The organism is Yersinia sp. 2553 StPb PI (genome assembly GCF_052217105.1).
GTDB lineage: Bacteria > Pseudomonadota > Gammaproteobacteria > Enterobacterales > Enterobacteriaceae > Yersinia > Yersinia enterocolitica_E.
Genome location: NZ_JAZGPX010000002.1, coordinates 4,194,450 through 4,213,913 on the forward strand (window position 1 = coordinate 4,194,450; position 19,464 = coordinate 4,213,913).

Below are 19,464 nucleotides of genomic sequence, written 5' to 3' on the forward strand. Positions count from 1 at the left end.
ATTTCACATGCCTTTAAGTACTACTTGGCAGCATAACAAAAGTAGAAGGATATATATAGAGAGGAAGAATACATCAGTCAGGATATATAGTTTGTTATACAAAGATTTAGTCTATTTTATATCGACAAAATCATATTTGTACTGATGATAATTAGCGATAAATTGCAGCATGATATTTTTTTGAGTGAGCCTGTATTCATTTTTAACAAAAAGACAGCAACTGCTATAAAGACAGCCTATAATGGCGCATCACATAGCCGCCGAAATGATCAGCATGAAATACCGTGACTTACGTGACTTCCTCTCGTTGCTGGAACAGAGGGGTGAACTTAAACGTATTAGCCAGCCCATTGATCCCTATCTGGAAATGACAGAAATTGCCGACCGTACCTTACGCGCCGGTGGGCCTGCATTACTGTTTGAAAACCCTAAGGGTTACACAATGCCCGTATTGTGTAACTTGTTTGGTACGGCCAAACGGGTTGCCATGGGCATGGGGCAAGAAGATGTCAGCGCACTGCGAGATGTTGGCAAGTTGTTGGCTTTCCTGAAAGAGCCGGATCCGCCGAAAGGTTTCCGTGATTTATTCGATAAACTGCCGAAATTTAAGCAAGTGTTGAATATGCCAACGAAATGCTTGAGTTCGGCTCCTTGTCAGGAGCAAGTTTGGCAGGGCGATGATGTCGATCTTAGCCGCATTCCAGTTATGCATTGCTGGCCTGAGGATGCAGCTCCGTTAGTATCGTGGGGGCTGACTATTACGCGTGGCCCGCATAAAGAACGGCAAAACCTGGGTATCTACCGCCAACAAGTGTTGGGTAAAAACAGATTAATTATGCGCTGGTTATCCCATCGTGGCGGCGCTTTGGACTATCAAGAGTGGTGTGAAGCACACCCCGGTGAACGTTTCCCCGTCGCCGTCGCCTTGGGCGCAGATCCTGCGACTATTCTGGCTGCGGTAACCCCGGTTCCCGATACGCTGTCTGAATATGCTTTTGCTGGTTTGTTGCGCGGGCATAAAACAGAGGTCGTAAAGTGCCTTTCCAACTCACTTGAAGTTCCTGCGAGTGCAGAAATTGTATTGGAAGGATATATTGAGCAGGGTGATATGGCGCCAGAAGGCCCTTATGGTGATCATACGGGTTATTATAATGAGATAGATAGCTTCCCTGTTTTTACGGTCACACATATTACTCAGCGCAAAGATGCAATTTACCATTCCACTTATACGGGTCGTCCACCGGATGAACCTGCGGTGATGGGGGTTGCGCTGAATGAAGTGTTTGTTCCTATTTTACAAAAGCAATTCCCGGAAATTGTTGATTTCTATCTTCCGCCCGAGGGGTGCTCATACCGGCTGGCTGTTGTAACCATCAAGAAACAATATGCAGGGCATGCTAAACGCGTAATGATGGGGGTTTGGTCGTTTTTACGTCAGTTTATGTATACAAAATTTGTTATTGTTTGTGATGATGATATTAATGCTCGTGATTGGAATGATGTCATTTGGGCAATTACGACCCGAATGGACCCATCCCGCGATACGGTGTTGATTGAAAATACACCAATAGATTATTTGGATTTCGCTTCACCGGTTTCCGGTTTAGGATCGAAAATGGGGCTGGATGCCACCAATAAGTGGCCTGCTGAGACTTCGCGTGAATGGGGGCGTCCAATTAAAATGGATGAAGACGTTCGCGCCCGTATTGATGCTATTTGGGATGAGCTCGCCATTTTCAGTGACAAAGAGACGAAACGCTAACCGGCGTCGATTTTGTCCTTGGTTTTGCATTTGATGACCCGACAGAGGGAAGGCATGACAACTTTAAGCTGTAAAGTAACCTCCGTAGAGGCCATTACCGATACGGTGTACCGGGTGCAATTGGTGCCTGCATCTGCGTTTTCTTTCCGTGCTGGGCAGTATTTGATGGTAGTAATGGACGAGCGTGATAAGCGCCCATTCTCTATGGCATCCACGCCGTTGCAGCAAGACTTTATCGAGCTGCATATCGGGGCGTCGGAACTGAATCTGTACGCCATGGCAGTGATGGACCGTATTCTGAAAGAGAAAACGCTGGATGTGGATATTCCTCACGGAGAAGCATGGTTCCGTGAGGGCAGTGAACGTCCATTGGTCCTGATTGCTGGCGGCACTGGTTTTTCCTATGTGCGTTCAATTTTATTGGCGGCATTAGCCGAGCAACCTGACCGTGAAGTATCTATCTATTGGGGTGGGCGCGAAGCCGTGCATTTATATGATCTAAACGAGCTGGAAGCGCTGTCAATTAAGTATCCACAGTTGAAAGTTATCCCAGTGGTAGAGCAGCCGGAAGATGGGTGGCGTGGCCGCACAGGAACGGTATTGAGTGCTGTATTACAAGACTATGGCTCTCTTGCTGAGCAAGATATCTATATCGCTGGCCGTTTTGAAATGGCTAAAATTGCTCGTGAGCGTTTTTGTGCTGAGCGCGGCGCTCAGGAAGCGCATATCTATGGTGATGCTTTCGCCTTTATCTAATATACCAGTCATATTTGAAGCTGCATCGGTGTTAGCTGCCTTAGTGCAACTTCAATTATTTTGGGTATATTAAAATTTTATCCATATTGTTGTTTGTATCGCGGATAAAAAAAGCCCGCCCCTGACAGGCGGGAAAACGGCAACTAAACACCAGGTACAGCGGTTATAAGGGCCTGTATTCAGGCCCTTAATATTTTTCAGATTAATTCGTTTGGAGGTTATACGCGTTCAAAAATGGTAGCAATGCCTTGGCCTAAACCGATACACATGGTTGCCAAACCGAACTGCACGTCACGGCGTTCCATCAGATTAAGTAAGGTGGTAGAGATACGAGCACCTGAACAACCCAGTGGATGGCCTAATGCAATAGCGCCCCCATTCAGGTTCACTTTGTCATCCATGCTTTCCAGCAGACCCAACCCTTTCATGCAAGCCAGCGACTGAGCTGCAAACGCTTCGTTTAATTCAAATAAACCAATATCTTCCAAGGTTAGCCCGGCACGTTTTAATGCCAATTGGCTAGCGGGCACGGGGCCATAACCCATGGTTGACGGATCGCAACCCACCACGGCCATTGAGCGAATACGGGCTCGCGGTTTTAAACCTAATGATTTAGCTCGGGATTCACTCATGATAAGCATGGCAGAAGCGCCGTCGGATAATGCAGATGATGTTCCGGCAGTCACCGTGCCATTGACCGGATCAAAGGCTGGGCGCAATGCTGCCAAACCTGCGAGATTAGTTTCCGGGCGAATAACTTCATCGAAATCAAAACGTTTCAGGATACCATCAGCATCATGCCCATTGGTGGCGACAATCTCACTGGCAAAATGGCCCGTCTGAGTCGCGGCATAAGCGCGTTGGTGAGAGCGAACAGCAAATTCATCTTGAGATTGGCGGCTGATATTGTAGATTTTTGCCAGCATTTCAGCAGTTAATCCCATCATTCCGGCGGCTTTAGCCACAGTTCGGCCCATACCAGGATGGAAGTCCACACCGTGATTCATTGGCACATGACCCATATGCTCTACGCCACCAATCAAACTGATTTGTGCATCACCCACCATGATGGCTCTGGCACCATCATGTAAAGCTTGCATTGATGAACCACACAGGCGATTAACAGTAACGGCTGGTACGCTATGGGGGATTTCTGCCAGTAAAGAAGCATTGCGAGCGATGTTAAAACCCTGCTCCAATGTCTGCTGCACACAACCCCAATAGATATCGTCAATTTCGGCCGCGTTTAGCCCAGGATTACGGCTCAGAACCTCACGCATTAAGTGAGCGGAGAGATCTTCAGCCCGAACCTGACGGAATGCGCCCCCTTTGGAGCGGCCCATAGGTGTACGGACGGCATCAATAATGACTACATTTTCCATATTTTCAGACCTCATGCCGGTTGACTGGTAGAAACATCAAGCAGCGCTGCTGCCACAGGATAATAGCTTTCGTTGTGTTCAGCTTTGGCTCTCAGCCCTGCGGGGACTTGATACAGCGCGCCAAGGTGAGCATAGCGCTGGGCCATTTCGACATAGTTTGTACTGCCGATAGTATCGAGATAACGGAACACGCCCCCGTGGAAAGGAGGGAAGCCAAGACCATATACCAACGCCATATCACCTTCGGCTGGGCTGGCAATAATGCCTTCTTCCAGGCATCGCACCACTTCATTGATCATCGGTATCATGGTGCGGGCAATAATATCGTCGTCACTGAATTTCTGAATCGGTTGGCTAACTGTTGCCAGCAAGTTATCCACAATTTCGTCATTTTCTTTACGCGGCTTACCTTTTGCATCTTGGGTATAGCGGTAGAAGCCTTGGCCATTTTTTTGGCCAAATCGTTGGTTATCGAACATCACGTCAACCGCATCGCGATAATCTTTGTTCATCCGATCAGGGAAGCCAACGGCCATCACGGCTTGTGCATGGTGTGCGGTATCAATACCCACGACATCTAGCAGATAGGCTGGTCCCATCGGCCAGCCAAACTGTTTTTCCATCACTTTATCAATTTGGCGGAAGTCAGCACCGTCTCTAACCAACATGCCAAAGCCAGCCAGATAAGGGAATAACACGCGGTTAACGAAGAAGCCTGGGCAATCATTAACCACTATTGGTGTTTTACCCATTTGTGTGGCGTATGCCACCACCGCAGCGATGGTTTTATCTGAGGTTTTGCTGCCACGAATGATTTCAACCAACGGCATGCGGTGCACGGGGTTGAAGAAGTGCATACCGCAGAAATTCTCAGGGCGTTTAAGTGATTTTGCGAGTTGGTCGATAGGGATTGTAGAGGTATTAGAAGCAAGTACCGTATCTTCGCCGATCAGTGCTTCAGCCTCTGCCAGCACCGCAGCTTTGATTTTGGGATTTTCCACTACCGCTTCCACAATGACCTGAGCACGCTCAATGCCGGTGTAATCCAGAGTGGGTTGGATAGTCGCTAAAATGTTTGCCATTTTCAGGCCATCCACTTTGCCGCGTTCCAACTGTTTATTCAGTAATTTGGCCGCTTCGTTCATCCCCAGAATCAGGGATTTGTCATTAATATCTTTCATAATGACTGGCACACCTTTCAGTGCTGACTGATAGGCAATCCCACCCCCCATAATCCCGGCGCCCAAAACTGCTGCTTGTTTCGGTGCACTAACACCTTTCGACAGTTTTTTCGCCTGCCCTTTCACAAATTGGTCGTTGAGGAATATCCCAACTAACGCGCGTGCTTCATTGGAACCTGCCAACGGGACAAAACTGTTGGTTTCCAGTTTCAATGCTTCAGCTCGGCCAAGTTTAGCGGCAGCTTCGATGGTTTTTACTGCAACCAGTGGTGCTGGGTAGTGCTTCCCGGCGACTTGCATCACCATGCCTTTAGCAATGGTAAAGCACATGGCCGCTTCAGTTGAATTGAGTTTCAGTGGGTCAAGTTTCGGCTGACGCGCGGCTTTCCAGTTCAGCTTGCCGTCAATCGCCTGTTTCAGCATGATTAGGGCGGCATCGGCCAGTTTTTCGGGGGTGACAACGGCATCAACCAAACCAATTTTTAATGCTTCAGCGGCATTCACATCTTTGCCTGCGGCAATAATTTCTAATGCACTGTCCGCACCTAACAAACGTGGTAACCGCACAGAACCGCCAAAGCCTGGCATGATGCCCAACTTGGTTTCCGGCAGACCGATCCGTGTTTCTGGCGAGGCAACACGGAAATCTGTGGCCAGAATACATTCACAGCCACCACCTAATGCATATCCATTGATCGCAGAAATGGTCGGAACCGGTAAATCTTCCAGACGGTTGAAAATATCATTAGCAAAAACCAACCACTGGTGCAGCTTTTCTGGTGGGGCATTAAACAGGGATAAAAATTCGGTGATATCGGCACCGACGATAAAGGCCGCTTTGGCGGAGCGCAACAGCAACCCTTTGAGTTCGCTTTGTTTCTCTAACACCGTTAGGGCTTCACCCAGATTGGCTACAGTTTTAGTATCCAGCTTATTTACTGAACCCGGTGCATCAAACACCAACTCGGCAATGCCGTTTTCCAACCAGTGAAGCTGTAGTGTTTCGCTTTGGTAGAGCATATCTATCTCCTGAATAAGCGCATGTGATCTGGTATGACCAGATATTCAGGAAGTGTGGATATTTTGTTAACGAATTGCAAATAAGAGATTGATTTTTTGCAGTGAAGATCACAGTCATTCAGATGGGGTAATTGATTTCTATCATATTTATTCGCAGTGGATTAGAGGGGGAAATATTCAGTTTTGGGGGGCGGGTAATGTATTTGATAGGCAGATAAGCGGTCGCTAAAACATGATTCTGGCGACTATGATAAGATGAAAAAAATTAAGTTCTAATAGCAAAGGGTACTGTGATGGAAACGCTGGCTTCTTTATATAACGAACATTTATCCACTCTACAACAGCGCACCCGCGATGTGCTGGAACGCCATCAGTTAGACGCTTTACTGATTCATTCCGGTGAGTTACAACGTATTTTTCTCGATGACCGTGACTATCCTTTTAAAGCCAATGCGCAGTTCAAAGCTTGGGTGCCGGTCACTCAAGTACCAAACTGTTGGTTATGGGTCGATGGGGTTAATACACCAAAATTATGGTTTTATTCCCCAGTTGATTATTGGCACAGTGTTGAGCCATTACCAGATAGCTTCTGGACCAAGGCTATCGATATCCAGCCATTAGCCAATGCAGATGATATTGCCCAGCAATTACCGGTGCAACGGGAGCGTGTGGCCTATATCGGTTATGCCCAACAACGTGCGCAGGCGCTGGGGTTTAGTGCTGAAAACATTAACCCGCAACCAGTATTGGATTACCTGCATTTCTATCGTTCTTATAAAACGGATTATGAACTGGCTTGTATGCGTGAAGCACAAAAGACGGCAGTTGTCGGCCATCGTGCAGCACATGAAGCATTCCAGTCCGGTATGAGTGAGTTCGATATCAATCTGGCCTATCTGATGGCTACCGGTCATCGTGATACTGATGTCCCTTACGATAATATTGTTGCGCTGAATGAACACTCGGCGGTACTTCATTACACCACGTTCGAACATCAGCCTCCGGCAGAAATGCGTAGTTTCTTGATGGATGCCGGTGCGGAATATAACGGTTATGCCGCAGATCTGACTCGCACTTACGCCGCAAACAGTGATAGCGATTTTGCCGCGTTGGTTAATGACCTTAATACCGAGCAGCTTGAACTGATCAAAACCATTAAAAGTGGTGAGCGCTATACCGATTACCATATCCAGATGCACCAGCGCATTGCGAAGTTATTGCGTACGCATCATCTGGTTACCGGTATCAGTGAAGAGGCCATGGTCGAACAAGGCATTACCTGCCCATTCCTGCCGCACGGGTTAGGCCATCCTCTTGGGCTACAAGTGCATGATACTGCTGGTTTTATGCAAGATGATAAAGGCACCCATCTTGGCGCACCATCCAAATATCCTTACTTGCGTTGTACGCGTATTTTACAACCGCGTATGGTACTGACTATTGAGCCGGGTCTGTACTTCATCGAATCTCTGCTGGCACCTTGGCGTAACGGTGAGTTCAGCAAGTATTTCAATTGGGAACGTATTGATGCGCTGAAGCCTTATGGCGGTATTCGTATAGAAGATAATATCGTTATTCACGATAACCGGGTTGAGAACATGACACGTGACCTGAAACTGGCCTGATGCAGCCTTATCTAATCCCTGCAAGTCCGGTGACTATCAGCGAAGAGATCAAAAAAAGTCGTTTTATCACCTTGCTGGCCCATACCAGTGGGGTGAGTGAAGCGAAAGATTTTGTTCAGCAGGTTAAGCAGCAGCATCCCACCGCCCGGCATCATTGCTGGGCTTTTGTTGCCGGCAAGCCGACGGATTCGCAGCAATTAGGTTTTTCTGATGATGGTGAGCCCTCAGGTACTGCGGGTAAACCTATCTTGGCTCAACTGATGGGGAGTGGCATTGGTGAGATAACCGCAGTAGTTGTGCGCTATTATGGTGGCATCAAACTCGGTACTGGTGGGTTAGTAAGGGCTTATGGTAGCGGTGTTCAACAAGCGTTAAAACAGATCGAAGTAAAATATAAAGTCCCACAGGTAGAATATACTTTGCAGTGTGACTATGGGCAGCTTGCCATAGTAGAAACCTTGTTACAGCAGGTTGAAGGCCAGATTATACGGAGTGAGTACGCACAATTCGTAACGCTTCATCTCTCTTTGCCAGCAACTCAAGCCAGTCAGGTTGGGGACAAATTGCGTGATCTCAGTCGTGGTACGTTGCAATTGACGCCCATTTCGCAATAATCCCCATCCAAGTGAATTGCTAAGGAACGTGCCGGAATGCATTTTCGTGCCATAACCCGTATTGTTGGTCTGCTGGTCATCTTATTCTCTGGAACAATGTTTATTCCCGGACTGGTGGCATTGATCTATCGTGATGGTGCCGGCCGTGCCTTCAGCGAAACCTTTTTTGTTGCTCTGGCAATTGGCCTCTTTCTTTGGTTGCCGAACCGAAAACAGAAGCATGAGTTAAAGCCTCGTGAGGGCTTTCTCATCGTGGTTCTGTTCTGGACGGTGCTGGGCAGTGTAGGGGCATTACCTTTCTTATTCTCAGAGCGGCCTAATCTTTCATTAACGGATGCATTCTTTGAATCATTCTCCGGGCTGACTACTACTGGCGCGACCACATTAGTAGGGTTAGATTCACTGCCGAAAGCCATTCTATTTTATCGCCAAATGCTGCAATGGCTCGGCGGTATGGGGATAATCGTGTTAGCGGTGGCTATCCTGCCTATCTTGGGGGTCGGGGGAATGCAGCTCTATCGGGCGGAAATGCCTGGCCCATTGAAAGATAATAAAATGCGGCCCCGCATTGCGGAGACGGCTAAAACCCTGTGGCTTATCTATGTCTTACTGACCATTGCTTGCGCGCTGTCTTTATGGGGGGCAGGGATGTCGGTATTTGATGCAATCTCCCACAGCTTCTCGACAATTGCGATTGGCGGCTTCTCGACCCATGACGCCAGTATCGGTTACTTCAACAGCCCAACTATTAACACCATTATCGCTATCTTCTTGCTGATTTCTGGTTGTAACTTTGGTTTGCACTTCGCGGTATTGAGTGGGCGCAGTTTAAAAGTTTATTGGCGTGACCCTGAATTCCGTATGTTTATCTTTGTCCAATTGACACTGGTCGCCGTGTGTACCTTGGTGCTTTGGTATCATAATGTCTATAAATCCGGTCTGGAGACGATAAATCAGGCATTTTTCCAAGTAGTATCAATGGCTACTACTGCGGGTTTCACCACTGACAGTATTTCAAAATGGCCGTTGTTCCTGCCGATACTCTTATTATGTTCTGCGTTTATTGGTGGTTGTGCGGGCTCAACCGGTGGCGGCCTGAAAGTTATCCGTATTCTGTTGCTCTACCTGCAAGGTTCGCGTGAGTTAAAGCGACTGGTCCACCCGAATGCGGTTTATACCATCAAATTGGGGCGGCGGGCGCTGCCGGAACGAATCCTGGAGGCGGTCTGGGGATTCTTCTCCGCGTATGCTCTGGTATTTATTATTAGCATGCTGGCTATTATCGCGACCGGTGTTGATGAGTTCTCTGCTTTCGCAGCGGTGACTGCGACGCTGAATAACCTTGGCCCTGGTCTGGGGGTGGTAGCTGATAACTTCACGTCGATGAACCCGGCCGCTAAGTGGATATTGGTGATCACCATGCTATTTGGTCGGTTAGAAGTTTTCACCCTGCTGGTTCTATTCACTCCAACATTCTGGCGTGAGTAATTCTGCATAAGGAACATTGCAATGAAAGTTCTGATTCTTTACTCCAGCCGAGATGGCCAAACACAGACTATTGCTTCTTATATAGCTAAACAGTTATCAGCGGCAGCTACCTGTGAAATACAGGACTTATCGCAGGTAGGGCAAATCGATCTGAATCAATACCAGCAAGTCATGATTGGTGCGTCGGTGCGTTATGGGCACTTCAGCCCAGTATTGAGTAAATTCGTCAACAAACACGTTGAACAACTTAATCAGATGCCGAGTGCGTTCTTTGCAGTGAATCTGACAGCACGCAAGCCGGAAAATCGATCTCCGCAAACCAATGCCTATGTGCGTAAGTTCTTACTCAGTACCCCGTGGCAGCCAACGCTATGTACGGTATTTGCGGGCGCTTTGCGTTATCCCCGTTATCGCTGGATAGATCGGGTGATGATTCAACTTATTATGCGTATGACGGGCGGCGAAACGGATACCAGTAAAGAAGTTGAATATACGGATTGGCAACAGGTAAGCAGTTTTTCTCAGGATTTCTTGGCGCTACAGTACAAAAAATAGCAATAATGCCGTTTATCACGGCAAATCGTTGAAATAAAACGCGGTTGAAAAGTTTTTTCAAATTAGGGGTTGCAGGCTGGCAGGAACTCCCTATAATGCGCCTCCACTGACTGGGAACAACGAAACAGACTTCGCCGGGTCAGGAAGCGAAAAGAATGATTTTGACTTCGAAAGAAACCAAAGAAACTCTTGACTCTTCAGCGGGAAAGCGTATTATCTGCCTCCCGCGTTACCGTAAGATTCGCCGAAAGGCAAACGGGTAACGAACGCTCTTTAACAATTTATCAGACAATCTGTGTGGGCACTCGCAAGACGATATCGAAGCCTGTTTCGACAGGCAGAAGAAATATCAAAGTCTTGAAGAGTGACCAAAGCAGTACACATTTGAACTTCGGTTCGAATGCTTATTTGCAGAAAGTAATCTTTGAGCATCGCTGCTTTTATTAGCAGCAAATCAAACAAATCTTAAATTGAAGAGTTTGATCATGGCTCAGATTGAACGCTGGCGGCAGGCCTAACACATGCAAGTCGAGCGGCAGCGGGAAGTAGTTTACTACTTTGCCGGCGAGCGGCGGACGGGTGAGTAATGTCTGGGAAACTGCCTGATGGAGGGGGATAACTACTGGAAACGGTAGCTAATACCGCATGACCTCGCAAGAGCAAAGTGGGGGACCTTCGGGCCTCACGCCATCGGATGTGCCCAGATGGGATTAGCTAGTAGGTGGGGTAATGGCTCACCTAGGCGACGATCCCTAGCTGGTCTGAGAGGATGACCAGCCACACTGGAACTGAGACACGGTCCAGACTCCTACGGGAGGCAGCAGTGGGGAATATTGCACAATGGGCGCAAGCCTGATGCAGCCATGCCGCGTGTGTGAAGAAGGCCTTCGGGTTGTAAAGCACTTTCAGCGAGGAGGAAGGCAGTCGTGTTAATAGCACGGTTGATTGACGTTACTCGCAGAAGAAGCACCGGCTAACTCCGTGCCAGCAGCCGCGGTAATACGGAGGGTGCAAGCGTTAATCGGAATTACTGGGCGTAAAGCGCACGCAGGCGGTTTGTTAAGTCAGATGTGAAATCCCCGCGCTTAACGTGGGAACTGCATTTGAAACTGGCAAGCTAGAGTCTTGTAGAGGGGGGTAGAATTCCAGGTGTAGCGGTGAAATGCGTAGAGATCTGGAGGAATACCGGTGGCGAAGGCGGCCCCCTGGACAAAGACTGACGCTCAGGTGCGAAAGCGTGGGGAGCAAACAGGATTAGATACCCTGGTAGTCCACGCTGTAAACGATGTCGACTTGGAGGTTGTGCCCTTGAGGCGTGGCTTCCGGAGCTAACGCGTTAAGTCGACCGCCTGGGGAGTACGGCCGCAAGGTTAAAACTCAAATGAATTGACGGGGGCCCGCACAAGCGGTGGAGCATGTGGTTTAATTCGATGCAACGCGAAGAACCTTACCTACTCTTGACATCCACAGAACTTAGCAGAGATGCTTCGGTGCCTTCGGGAACTGTGAGACAGGTGCTGCATGGCTGTCGTCAGCTCGTGTTGTGAAATGTTGGGTTAAGTCCCGCAACGAGCGCAACCCTTATCCTTTGTTGCCAGCACGTAATGGTGGGAACTCAAGGGAGACTGCCGGTGATAAACCGGAGGAAGGTGGGGATGACGTCAAGTCATCATGGCCCTTACGAGTAGGGCTACACACGTGCTACAATGGCAGATACAAAGTGAAGCGAACTCGCGAGAGCAAGCGGACCACATAAAGTCTGTCGTAGTCCGGATTGGAGTCTGCAACTCGACTCCATGAAGTCGGAATCGCTAGTAATCGTAGATCAGAATGCTACGGTGAATACGTTCCCGGGCCTTGTACACACCGCCCGTCACACCATGGGAGTGGGTTGCAAAAGAAGTAGGTAGCTTAACCTTCGGGAGGGCGCTTACCACTTTGTGATTCATGACTGGGGTGAAGTCGTAACAAGGTAACCGTAGGGGAACCTGCGGTTGGATCACCTCCTTACCTAACGATACGCATTGCGTAGTGTCCACACAGATTGTCTGATGAATGTAAATGAGCAAGAGCACCTGTTGATGAGGGTGATGATTGTGTAATAAGACCTCGGTATCGAGTTTTTACTGCATCAGTCGTTCGAATGTGTCACCACATTTTCACCTTTACACAAAAATACTGAATCAGTGATTCAGTAGAAATTTTTGTGTCCCCATCGTCTAGAGGCCTAGGACACTGCCCTTTCACGGCTGTAACAGGGGTTCGAATCCCCTTGGGGACGCCACTCCGATAATGTGTGAAAGACATTATCAACTGAATATCTTAAAGATGACTTTAACGAGTCGTGTTTAAGATATTGCTCTTTAACAATCTGGAACAAGCTGAAAATTGAAACATTACAGCCGAAATTTATCTCTCCGTAGATGTACTGAGATAAAGAGTAACCTGTAATAGAGTCTCTCAAATAATCGCAATGCCAATGGGTAATCATTGTTGCAGTGTGAGCGAGAAGACACTCAGCAAGGCGTACAGCGCACAGCAACCGGAGTGAACTTAACGTTCATGAGGATTGCGCGCACTGCACAACATAGCAGAGTGTGTTCACAGCCACACCAATAACGAAAAACACCTTTGGGTTGTGAGGTTAAGCGACTAAGCGTACACGGTGGATGCCTAGGCAGTCAGAGGCGATGAAGGGCGTGCTAATCTGCGAAAAGCGTCGGTAAGCTGATATGAAGCGTTATAACCGACGATACCCGAATGGGGAAACCCAGTGCAATTCGTTGCACTATTGCATGGTGAATACATAGCCATGCAAGGCGAACCGGGGGAACTGAAACATCTAAGTACCCCGAGGAAAAGAAATCAACCGAGATTCCCCCAGTAGCGGCGAGCGAACGGGGAAGAGCCCAGAGTCTGAATCAGTTTGTGTGTTAGTGGAAGCGTCTGGAAAGTCGCACGGTACAGGGTGATAGTCCCGTACACCAAAACACACTTGCTGTGAACTCGATGAGTAGGGCGGGACACGTGACATCCTGTCTGAATATGGGGGGACCATCCTCCAAGGCTAAATACTCCTGACTGACCGATAGTGAACCAGTACCGTGAGGGAAAGGCGAAAAGAACCCCGGCGAGGGGAGTGAAATAGAACCTGAAACCGTGTACGTACAAGCAGTGGGAGCCTACTTTGTTGGGTGACTGCGTACCTTTTGTATAATGGGTCAGCGACTTATATTTTGTAGCAAGGTTAACCGAATAGGGGAGCCGTAGGGAAACCGAGTCTTAACTGGGCGTCTAGTTGCAAGGTATAGACCCGAAACCCGGTGATCTAGCCATGGGCAGGTTGAAGGTTGGGTAACACTAACTGGAGGACCGAACCGACTAATGTTGAAAAATTAGCGGATGACTTGTGGCTGGGGGTGAAAGGCCAATCAAACCGGGAGATAGCTGGTTCTCCCCGAAAGCTATTTAGGTAGCGCCTCGTGAACTCATCTTCGGGGGTAGAGCACTGTTTCGGCTAGGGGGTCATCCCGACTTACCAAACCGATGCAAACTCCGAATACCGAAGAATGTTATCACGGGAGACACACGGCGGGTGCTAACGTCCGTCGTGAAGAGGGAAACAACCCAGACCGCCAGCTAAGGTCCCAAAGTCATGGTTAAGTGGGAAACGATGTGGGAAGGCATAGACAGCCAGGATGTTGGCTTAGAAGCAGCCATCATTTAAAGAAAGCGTAATAGCTCACTGGTCGAGTCGGCCTGCGCGGAAGATGTAACGGGGCTAAACCATGCACCGAAGCTGCGGCAGCGACGCTTAGGCGTTGTTGGGTAGGGGAGCGTTCTGTAAGCCGTTGAAGGTGACCTGTGAGGGTTGCTGGAGGTATCAGAAGTGCGAATGCTGACATAAGTAACGATAATGCGGGTGAAAAACCCGCACGCCGGAAGACCAAGGGTTCCTGTCCAACGTTAATCGGGGCAGGGTGAGTCGACCCCTAAGGCGAGGCTGAAAAGCGTAGTCGATGGGAAACAGGTTAATATTCCTGTACTTGGTGTTACTGCGAAGGGGGGACGGAGAAGGCTAGGCTAGCCGGGCGACGGTTGTCCCGGTTTAAGCATGTAGGCGGAGTGACTTGGTAAATCCGGTTGCTTATCAACGCTGAGGTGTGATGACGAGCCACTACGGTGGTGAAGTAGTTGATGCCAAGCTTCCAGGAAAAGCCTCTAAGCATCAGGTAACATTAAATCGTACCCCAAACCGACACAGGTGGTCAGGTAGAGAATACTCAGGCGCTTGAGAGAACTCGGGTGAAGGAACTAGGCAAAATGGTGCCGTAACTTCGGGAGAAGGCACGCTGGCATTAGGTAATGGGACTTGCTCCCGGCGCCGAAGCCAGTCGCAGATACCAGCTGGCTGCAACTGTTTAATAAAAACACAGCACTGTGCAAACACGAAAGTGGACGTATACGGTGTGACGCCTGCCCGGTGCTGGAAGGTTAATTGATGGGGTCAGCCGCAAGGCGAAGCTCTTGATCGAAGCCCCAGTAAACGGCGGCCGTAACTATAACGGTCCTAAGGTAGCGAAATTCCTTGTCGGGTAAGTTCCGACCTGCACGAATGGCGTAATGATGGCCAGGCTGTCTCCACCCGAGACTCAGTGAAATTGAACTCGCTGTGAAGATGCAGTGTACCCGCGGCAAGACGGAAAGACCCCGTGAACCTTTACTATAGCTTGACACTGAACATTGAGCCTTGATGTGTAGGATAGGTGGGAGGCATCGAAGTGTGGACGCCAGTCTGCATGGAGCCAACCTTGAAATACCACCCTTTAATGTTTGATGTTCTAACTCGGCCCCGTGATCCGGGGTGAGGACAGTGTCTGGTGGGTAGTTTGACTGGGGCGGTCTCCTCCCAAAGAGTAACGGAGGAGCACGAAGGTTAGCTAATCACGGTCGGACATCGTGAGGTTAGTGCAAAGGCATAAGCTAGCTTGACTGCGAGAGTGACGGCTCGAGCAGGTACGAAAGTAGGTCTTAGTGATCCGGTGGTTCTGAATGGAAGGGCCATCGCTCAACGGATAAAAGGTACTCCGGGGATAACAGGCTGATACCGCCCAAGAGTTCATATCGACGGCGGTGTTTGGCACCTCGATGTCGGCTCATCACATCCTGGGGCTGAAGTAGGTCCCAAGGGTATGGCTGTTCGCCATTTAAAGTGGTACGCGAGCTGGGTTTAGAACGTCGTGAGACAGTTCGGTCCCTATCTGCCGTGGGCGTTGGAAGATTGAGAGGGGCTGCTCCTAGTACGAGAGGACCGGAGTGGACGAATCACTGGTGTTCGGGTTGTCATGCCAATGGCATTGCCCGGTAGCTAAATTCGGAAGAGATAACCGCTGAAAGCATCTAAGCGGGAAACTTGCCTCGAGATGAGTCTTCCCTGGGGCTTTAAGCCCCCTGAAGGAACGTTAAAGACTATGACGTTGATAGGCTGGGTGTGTAAGTGCAGCGATGCATTGAGCTAACCAGTACTAATGATCCGTGAGGCTTAACCTTACAACACCAAAGGTGTTTTAGATTTGAGAGATAGAAATTTTCAGCGAAGTTCCGAGATTGGGCTGGCTGGCTGTGTGGAGACATATAGCGGGTTAGTTTAGACAGAATTTGCCTGGCGGCCTTAGCGCGGTGGTCCCACCTGATCCCATGCCGAACTCAGAAGTGAAACGCCGTAGCGCCGATGGTAGTGTGGGGTCTCCCCATGCGAGAGTAGGACACTGCCAGGCATCAAATAAAGCCGAGACCCCATGCCAAAAGCATGGGGTTTTTGCTATGGGCAGAATAGTGAAATAGGTATAAATAGTGACCTTAGAGTGGTTGCGTCGCAGGGCTCATAGTCAGACGAGTCAAATATTGCAGGGGCAGGTGAGTCAAATCCGGCCGTCACAGCGATGAATAAAATAAAAGGCTACCTTGATAGGTGGCTTTTTTTACCTTCAGTTAAAACAAAATACAATATGAGTATTATGATCGGTTAGACTAGCGCCAGAACTAGTTAGAATGAGTATCCAATGTCATGTCGAATCAACATTCCCCGCTAAAACATCTCAATACTTTTGCATTAGCAGCTTATGCGAGCAAAGTAATTAGCGTTAACTCACCTGAAGAATTGATTAATGCTTGGCATGAGTCTGTTTCTAAGCATCAGCCAGTGCTTTTACTTGGCGAAGGCAGCAACGTGCTGTTTATTGAAAACTATTCAGGAACAGTATTACTTAATCGGATTAAGGGTATCACTTCTACTGAGGATGATATTGCCTGGCACCTGCATGTTGGGGCTGGAGAAAATTGGCATCAATTGGTTTGTTATTCATTACTAAATAACATGCCAGGCCTAGAAAATCTGGCGTTAATCCCAGGTTGTGTCGGTTCTGCACCCATTCAGAATATTGGTGCTTATGGTGTTGAGCTGCAAAAGGTATGCGAATACGTTGATTTACTTGATATGGATAAGGGTACAGTGCTACGCCTTTCCGCTAAAGATTGTCAATTTGGCTATCGCGACAGCATTTTTAAGCATCACTATGGTCATGGATTTGCCATCGTAGCCGTAGGCATTAAATTGGTAAAATCATGGATCCCAACATTGGGCTATGGTGATCTAACGCGAATGGATCCATCGACAGTTACAGCAGAAGAGATATTCAACTCAGTTTGTACCATGCGGCGTAGTAAGCTACCCGATCCCGCAGTGACCGGCAATGCAGGCAGTTTTTTTAAGAATCCAGTTGTGGATGCCGCTGTAGCTGAAGAGATTGTAAAGCGCTACCCCAATGCGCCCCATTACCTGCAACCCGATGGGTCTGTTAAGCTGGCTGCTGGTTGGCTTATCGATCAATGTGCGCTTAAGGGATATCAGATTGGCGGTGCGGCGGTGCATCAGCAGCAGGCGCTAGTGTTGATTAACCTAGCAGAAGCGACAGGTCAGGATGTGATAGGCCTTGCCAGTTATATCCGTCAGCAAGTTGCTAAGAGATTTGCAATCTGGTTGGAACCAGAAGTGCGATTTATCGCAAGTAATGGTGAGGTTAATGCTGTGGAGTGTTTGTCGTGAAAGATATTAAAATCCCTTTACGGTTGATTGGCATATTAGCTGATGGTGCTTTCCATTCAGGAGAGCAATTAGGCGAAACCTTTGGGATGAGTCGTGCCGCAATTAACAAGCATATGCAAACTATCAGAGAGTGGGGACTAGATGTCTTTACTGTCCCTGGTAAGGGCTATAGTTTACCTGCACCTATTCAACTGCTTAATGAACAAACAATATTAAATTATCTCCCCGCAGGCCAGGTGGCTATCTTGCCTGTCGTCGACTCGACGAATCAATATTTATTAGACCGCATTACTGAATTGAAGTCTGGCGATGCTTGTGTGGCTGAATACCAACATGCAGGGCGAGGAAGACGGGGACGTCAGTGGATCTCTCCCTTTGGTGCGAATCTCTATTTATCTATGTTCTGGCGGCTGGAGCAAGGCCCTGCTGCTGCAATGGGATTAAGCCTGGTGGTTGGGATTGTTATGGCTGAGGTTCTACGTAAACTCGGAGCTGAGCAGGTTCGTGTAAAATGGCCAAATGACCTGTATTTAAATGATAAAAAACTGGCAGGTATATTGGTAGAACTCACAGGGAAAACAGGAGATGCTGCTCAGTTGGTAATTGGTGCCGGCATTAATTTAACAATGCGTGAATCAACGACTAACGTCATCAGTCAGGATTGGATCAACTTACAGGAAGCGGGTGTTAATATTGATCGTAATAAACTGACGGCTGAACTGTTATCTGAATTACGACTTGCAGTCGTTAAATTTGAAAACGAAGGCTTATCTGCTTTTATTTCTCGTTGGCGAGAAATGGACAATTACCTTGATCGCCCTGTGAAATTGATTATTGGCAATCAAGAGATATTTGGTATTGCTAGAGGTATTGACCAACAAGGTGCATTATTATTAGAGCAAAATGGCAATGTAAAACCTTATATTGGCGGTGAAATATCTCTACGTGGCGTTTAATCTTATAATAGATGGGAGGCTAGAACCTCCCACTTTGGCTATTTTCTCAAACGTACACTCTCAACGGCATGGTTGGCACTTTTAGTCATTATCAGACTGGCACGCTCACGCGTTGGTAGTATATTTTGCTTTAAATTCAATCCGTTAATCTCTTTCCATAATTGAGTGGCAATCTTGATTGCCTCTGCTTCAGGCAATTTAGCATAATTATGGAAATAAGAATCAGGATTGGAAAATGCACCCTGTCTAAACTTAAGGAACCTGTTTATATACCAACTTTGAAGTAAATCTTCAGGGGCATCGACATATATAGAGAAGTCTACAAAATCAGAGACAAATACATGGTGCGGATCATGAGGGTAATCCATTCCACTTTGTAGAACATTTAAGCCCTCTAATATGAGAATGTCAGGTTGCTTGATGATCTTATTACCGTCAGGGACAACATCATATATTAAATGAGAATAAACCGGCGCCGTAACATAACCTGTCCCTGATTTTACTTCTGAGACAAACTTCACCAGATTATGCATATCATAGGATTGTGGGAATCCTTTTTTCTTCATCAGCCCACGCTCATTCAGGACTTTATTGGGATAAAGAAAACCATCTGTTGTAATCAGTTCTACACTGCGATGTTCCGGCCAGCGGCTCAGTAACGCTTGCAGTAAGCGCGCGGTGGTGCTTTTACCGACAGCAACACTGCCTGCAATGCCAATGACATAGGGAATACGCTGGCCATCAGTTCCAAGGAATTGTTCCAGAACCGCCTGTCGCCGCAAATTAGAACTAATATAAAAGTTAAGCAGGCGCGAAAGTGGCAGGTATATCTGTGCCACTTCATCTAATGAAAGGTCTTCGTTAATCCCTTTGAGTTTAACGATTTCTTCTTCTGTTAGTGTCAATGGTACTGAGTCGCGCAAGGCTGCCCACTGAGTACGATCGAACTGTAGATAAGGCGTCGCTAAAGATTGATCTCTTTTTGTCATAAGCCAAATTCTGCCTGTTAACGCAGGTTGG

11 protein-coding genes, 1 tRNA gene and 3 rRNA genes are annotated in these 19,464 nt (G+C 48.0%); 12 read left to right on the forward strand and 3 right to left on the reverse strand.

The window, feature by feature from the left end; all coding sequences use genetic code 11:
* Nucleotides 1-265 precede the first annotated feature (265 nt).
* Both ubiD and fre read left to right on the forward strand, forming a co-directional pair.
* Nucleotides 266-1,762: a 4-hydroxy-3-polyprenylbenzoate decarboxylase gene (gene ubiD, locus V2A84_RS20595; RefSeq protein WP_083164017.1), complete on the forward strand. Its 1,497-nt coding sequence runs from the start codon at nucleotides 266-268 to the stop codon at nucleotides 1,760-1,762.
* A 54-nt stretch (nucleotides 1,763-1,816) separates the two neighbouring features.
* Nucleotides 1,817-2,518 (forward strand): NAD(P)H-flavin reductase, encoded by a 702-nt coding sequence (fre, locus tag V2A84_RS20600; protein WP_083162022.1) that lies wholly within the window; start codon nucleotides 1,817-1,819, stop codon nucleotides 2,516-2,518.
* A 218-nt stretch (nucleotides 2,519-2,736) separates the two neighbouring features.
* On the opposite strand, the gene fadA is transcribed toward fre, so the two are convergent.
* Nucleotides 2,737-3,900, reverse strand: coding sequence for an acetyl-CoA C-acyltransferase FadA (gene fadA / locus V2A84_RS20605; RefSeq protein ID WP_372569738.1), 1,164 nt, complete (start codon nucleotides 3,898-3,900; stop codon nucleotides 2,737-2,739).
* An 11-nt stretch (nucleotides 3,901-3,911) separates the two neighbouring features.
* Nucleotides 3,912-6,101, reverse strand: coding sequence for a fatty acid oxidation complex subunit alpha FadB (fadB, locus tag V2A84_RS20610; RefSeq protein ID WP_372569737.1), 2,190 nt, complete (start codon nucleotides 6,099-6,101; stop codon nucleotides 3,912-3,914).
* Between the two features lie 293 nt (nucleotides 6,102-6,394).
* On the opposite strand from fadB, the gene pepQ reads away from it, so the two are divergent.
* The 10 genes from pepQ (at nucleotide 6,395) to birA (ending at nucleotide 18,444) form a co-directional block, all read left to right on the forward strand.
* Nucleotides 6,395-7,726 (forward strand): Xaa-Pro dipeptidase, encoded by a 1,332-nt coding sequence (gene pepQ / locus V2A84_RS20615; RefSeq protein WP_083162028.1) that lies wholly within the window; start codon nucleotides 6,395-6,397, stop codon nucleotides 7,724-7,726.
* On the forward strand, nucleotides 7,726-8,340 hold the full coding sequence (locus tag V2A84_RS20620; RefSeq protein WP_083162030.1) for an IMPACT family protein: 615 nt from the start codon (nucleotides 7,726-7,728) through the stop codon (nucleotides 8,338-8,340). Before pepQ ends, V2A84_RS20620 begins: the two co-directional genes overlap by 1 nt.
* Nucleotides 8,341-8,376: 36 nt before the next feature.
* The gene (gene trkH / locus V2A84_RS20625) at nucleotides 8,377-9,828 is read left to right on the forward strand and encodes a Trk system potassium transporter TrkH (protein WP_083162032.1); all 1,452 of its coding nucleotides are present in this window, start codon (nucleotides 8,377-8,379) and stop codon (nucleotides 9,826-9,828) included.
* A gap of 21 nt (nucleotides 9,829-9,849) precedes the next feature.
* Nucleotides 9,850-10,383, forward strand: coding sequence for a menaquinone-dependent protoporphyrinogen IX dehydrogenase (gene hemG / locus V2A84_RS20630; protein ID WP_442849039.1), 534 nt, complete (start codon nucleotides 9,850-9,852; stop codon nucleotides 10,381-10,383).
* Between the two features lie 467 nt (nucleotides 10,384-10,850).
* Nucleotides 10,851-12,393 (forward strand): 16S ribosomal RNA (locus tag V2A84_RS20635).
* Nucleotides 12,394-12,591: 198 nt separating this feature from the next.
* Nucleotides 12,592-12,667, forward strand: a tRNA-Glu gene (locus V2A84_RS20640).
* A gap of 358 nt (nucleotides 12,668-13,025) precedes the next feature.
* Nucleotides 13,026-15,933: ribosomal RNA gene (locus tag V2A84_RS20645) — 23S ribosomal RNA — on the forward strand.
* A gap of 111 nt (nucleotides 15,934-16,044) precedes the next feature.
* Nucleotides 16,045-16,160: ribosomal RNA gene (gene rrf, locus V2A84_RS20650) — 5S ribosomal RNA — on the forward strand.
* The 16S, 23S and 5S rRNA genes sit together here with 1 tRNA gene alongside, the layout of an rRNA operon.
* 290 nt (nucleotides 16,161-16,450) lie before the next feature.
* A complete protein-coding gene (gene murB, locus V2A84_RS20655) occupies nucleotides 16,451-17,488 on the forward strand; it encodes a UDP-N-acetylmuramate dehydrogenase (RefSeq protein ID WP_083162036.1) in 1,038 nt (345 codons plus the stop codon).
* Nucleotides 17,485-18,444, forward strand: a complete 960-nt coding sequence (gene birA, locus V2A84_RS20660) for a bifunctional biotin--[acetyl-CoA-carboxylase] ligase/biotin operon repressor BirA (protein WP_083162038.1) — start codon at nucleotides 17,485-17,487, stop codon at nucleotides 18,442-18,444. The genes murB and birA overlap by 4 nt, the downstream gene beginning before the upstream one ends.
* A 38-nt stretch (nucleotides 18,445-18,482) precedes the next feature.
* On the opposite strand, the gene coaA is transcribed toward birA, so the two are convergent.
* Nucleotides 18,483-19,433, reverse strand: a complete 951-nt coding sequence (gene coaA / locus V2A84_RS20665; protein ID WP_083162041.1) for a type I pantothenate kinase — start codon at nucleotides 19,431-19,433, stop codon at nucleotides 18,483-18,485.
* Nucleotides 19,434-19,464: the final 31 nt, after the last annotated feature.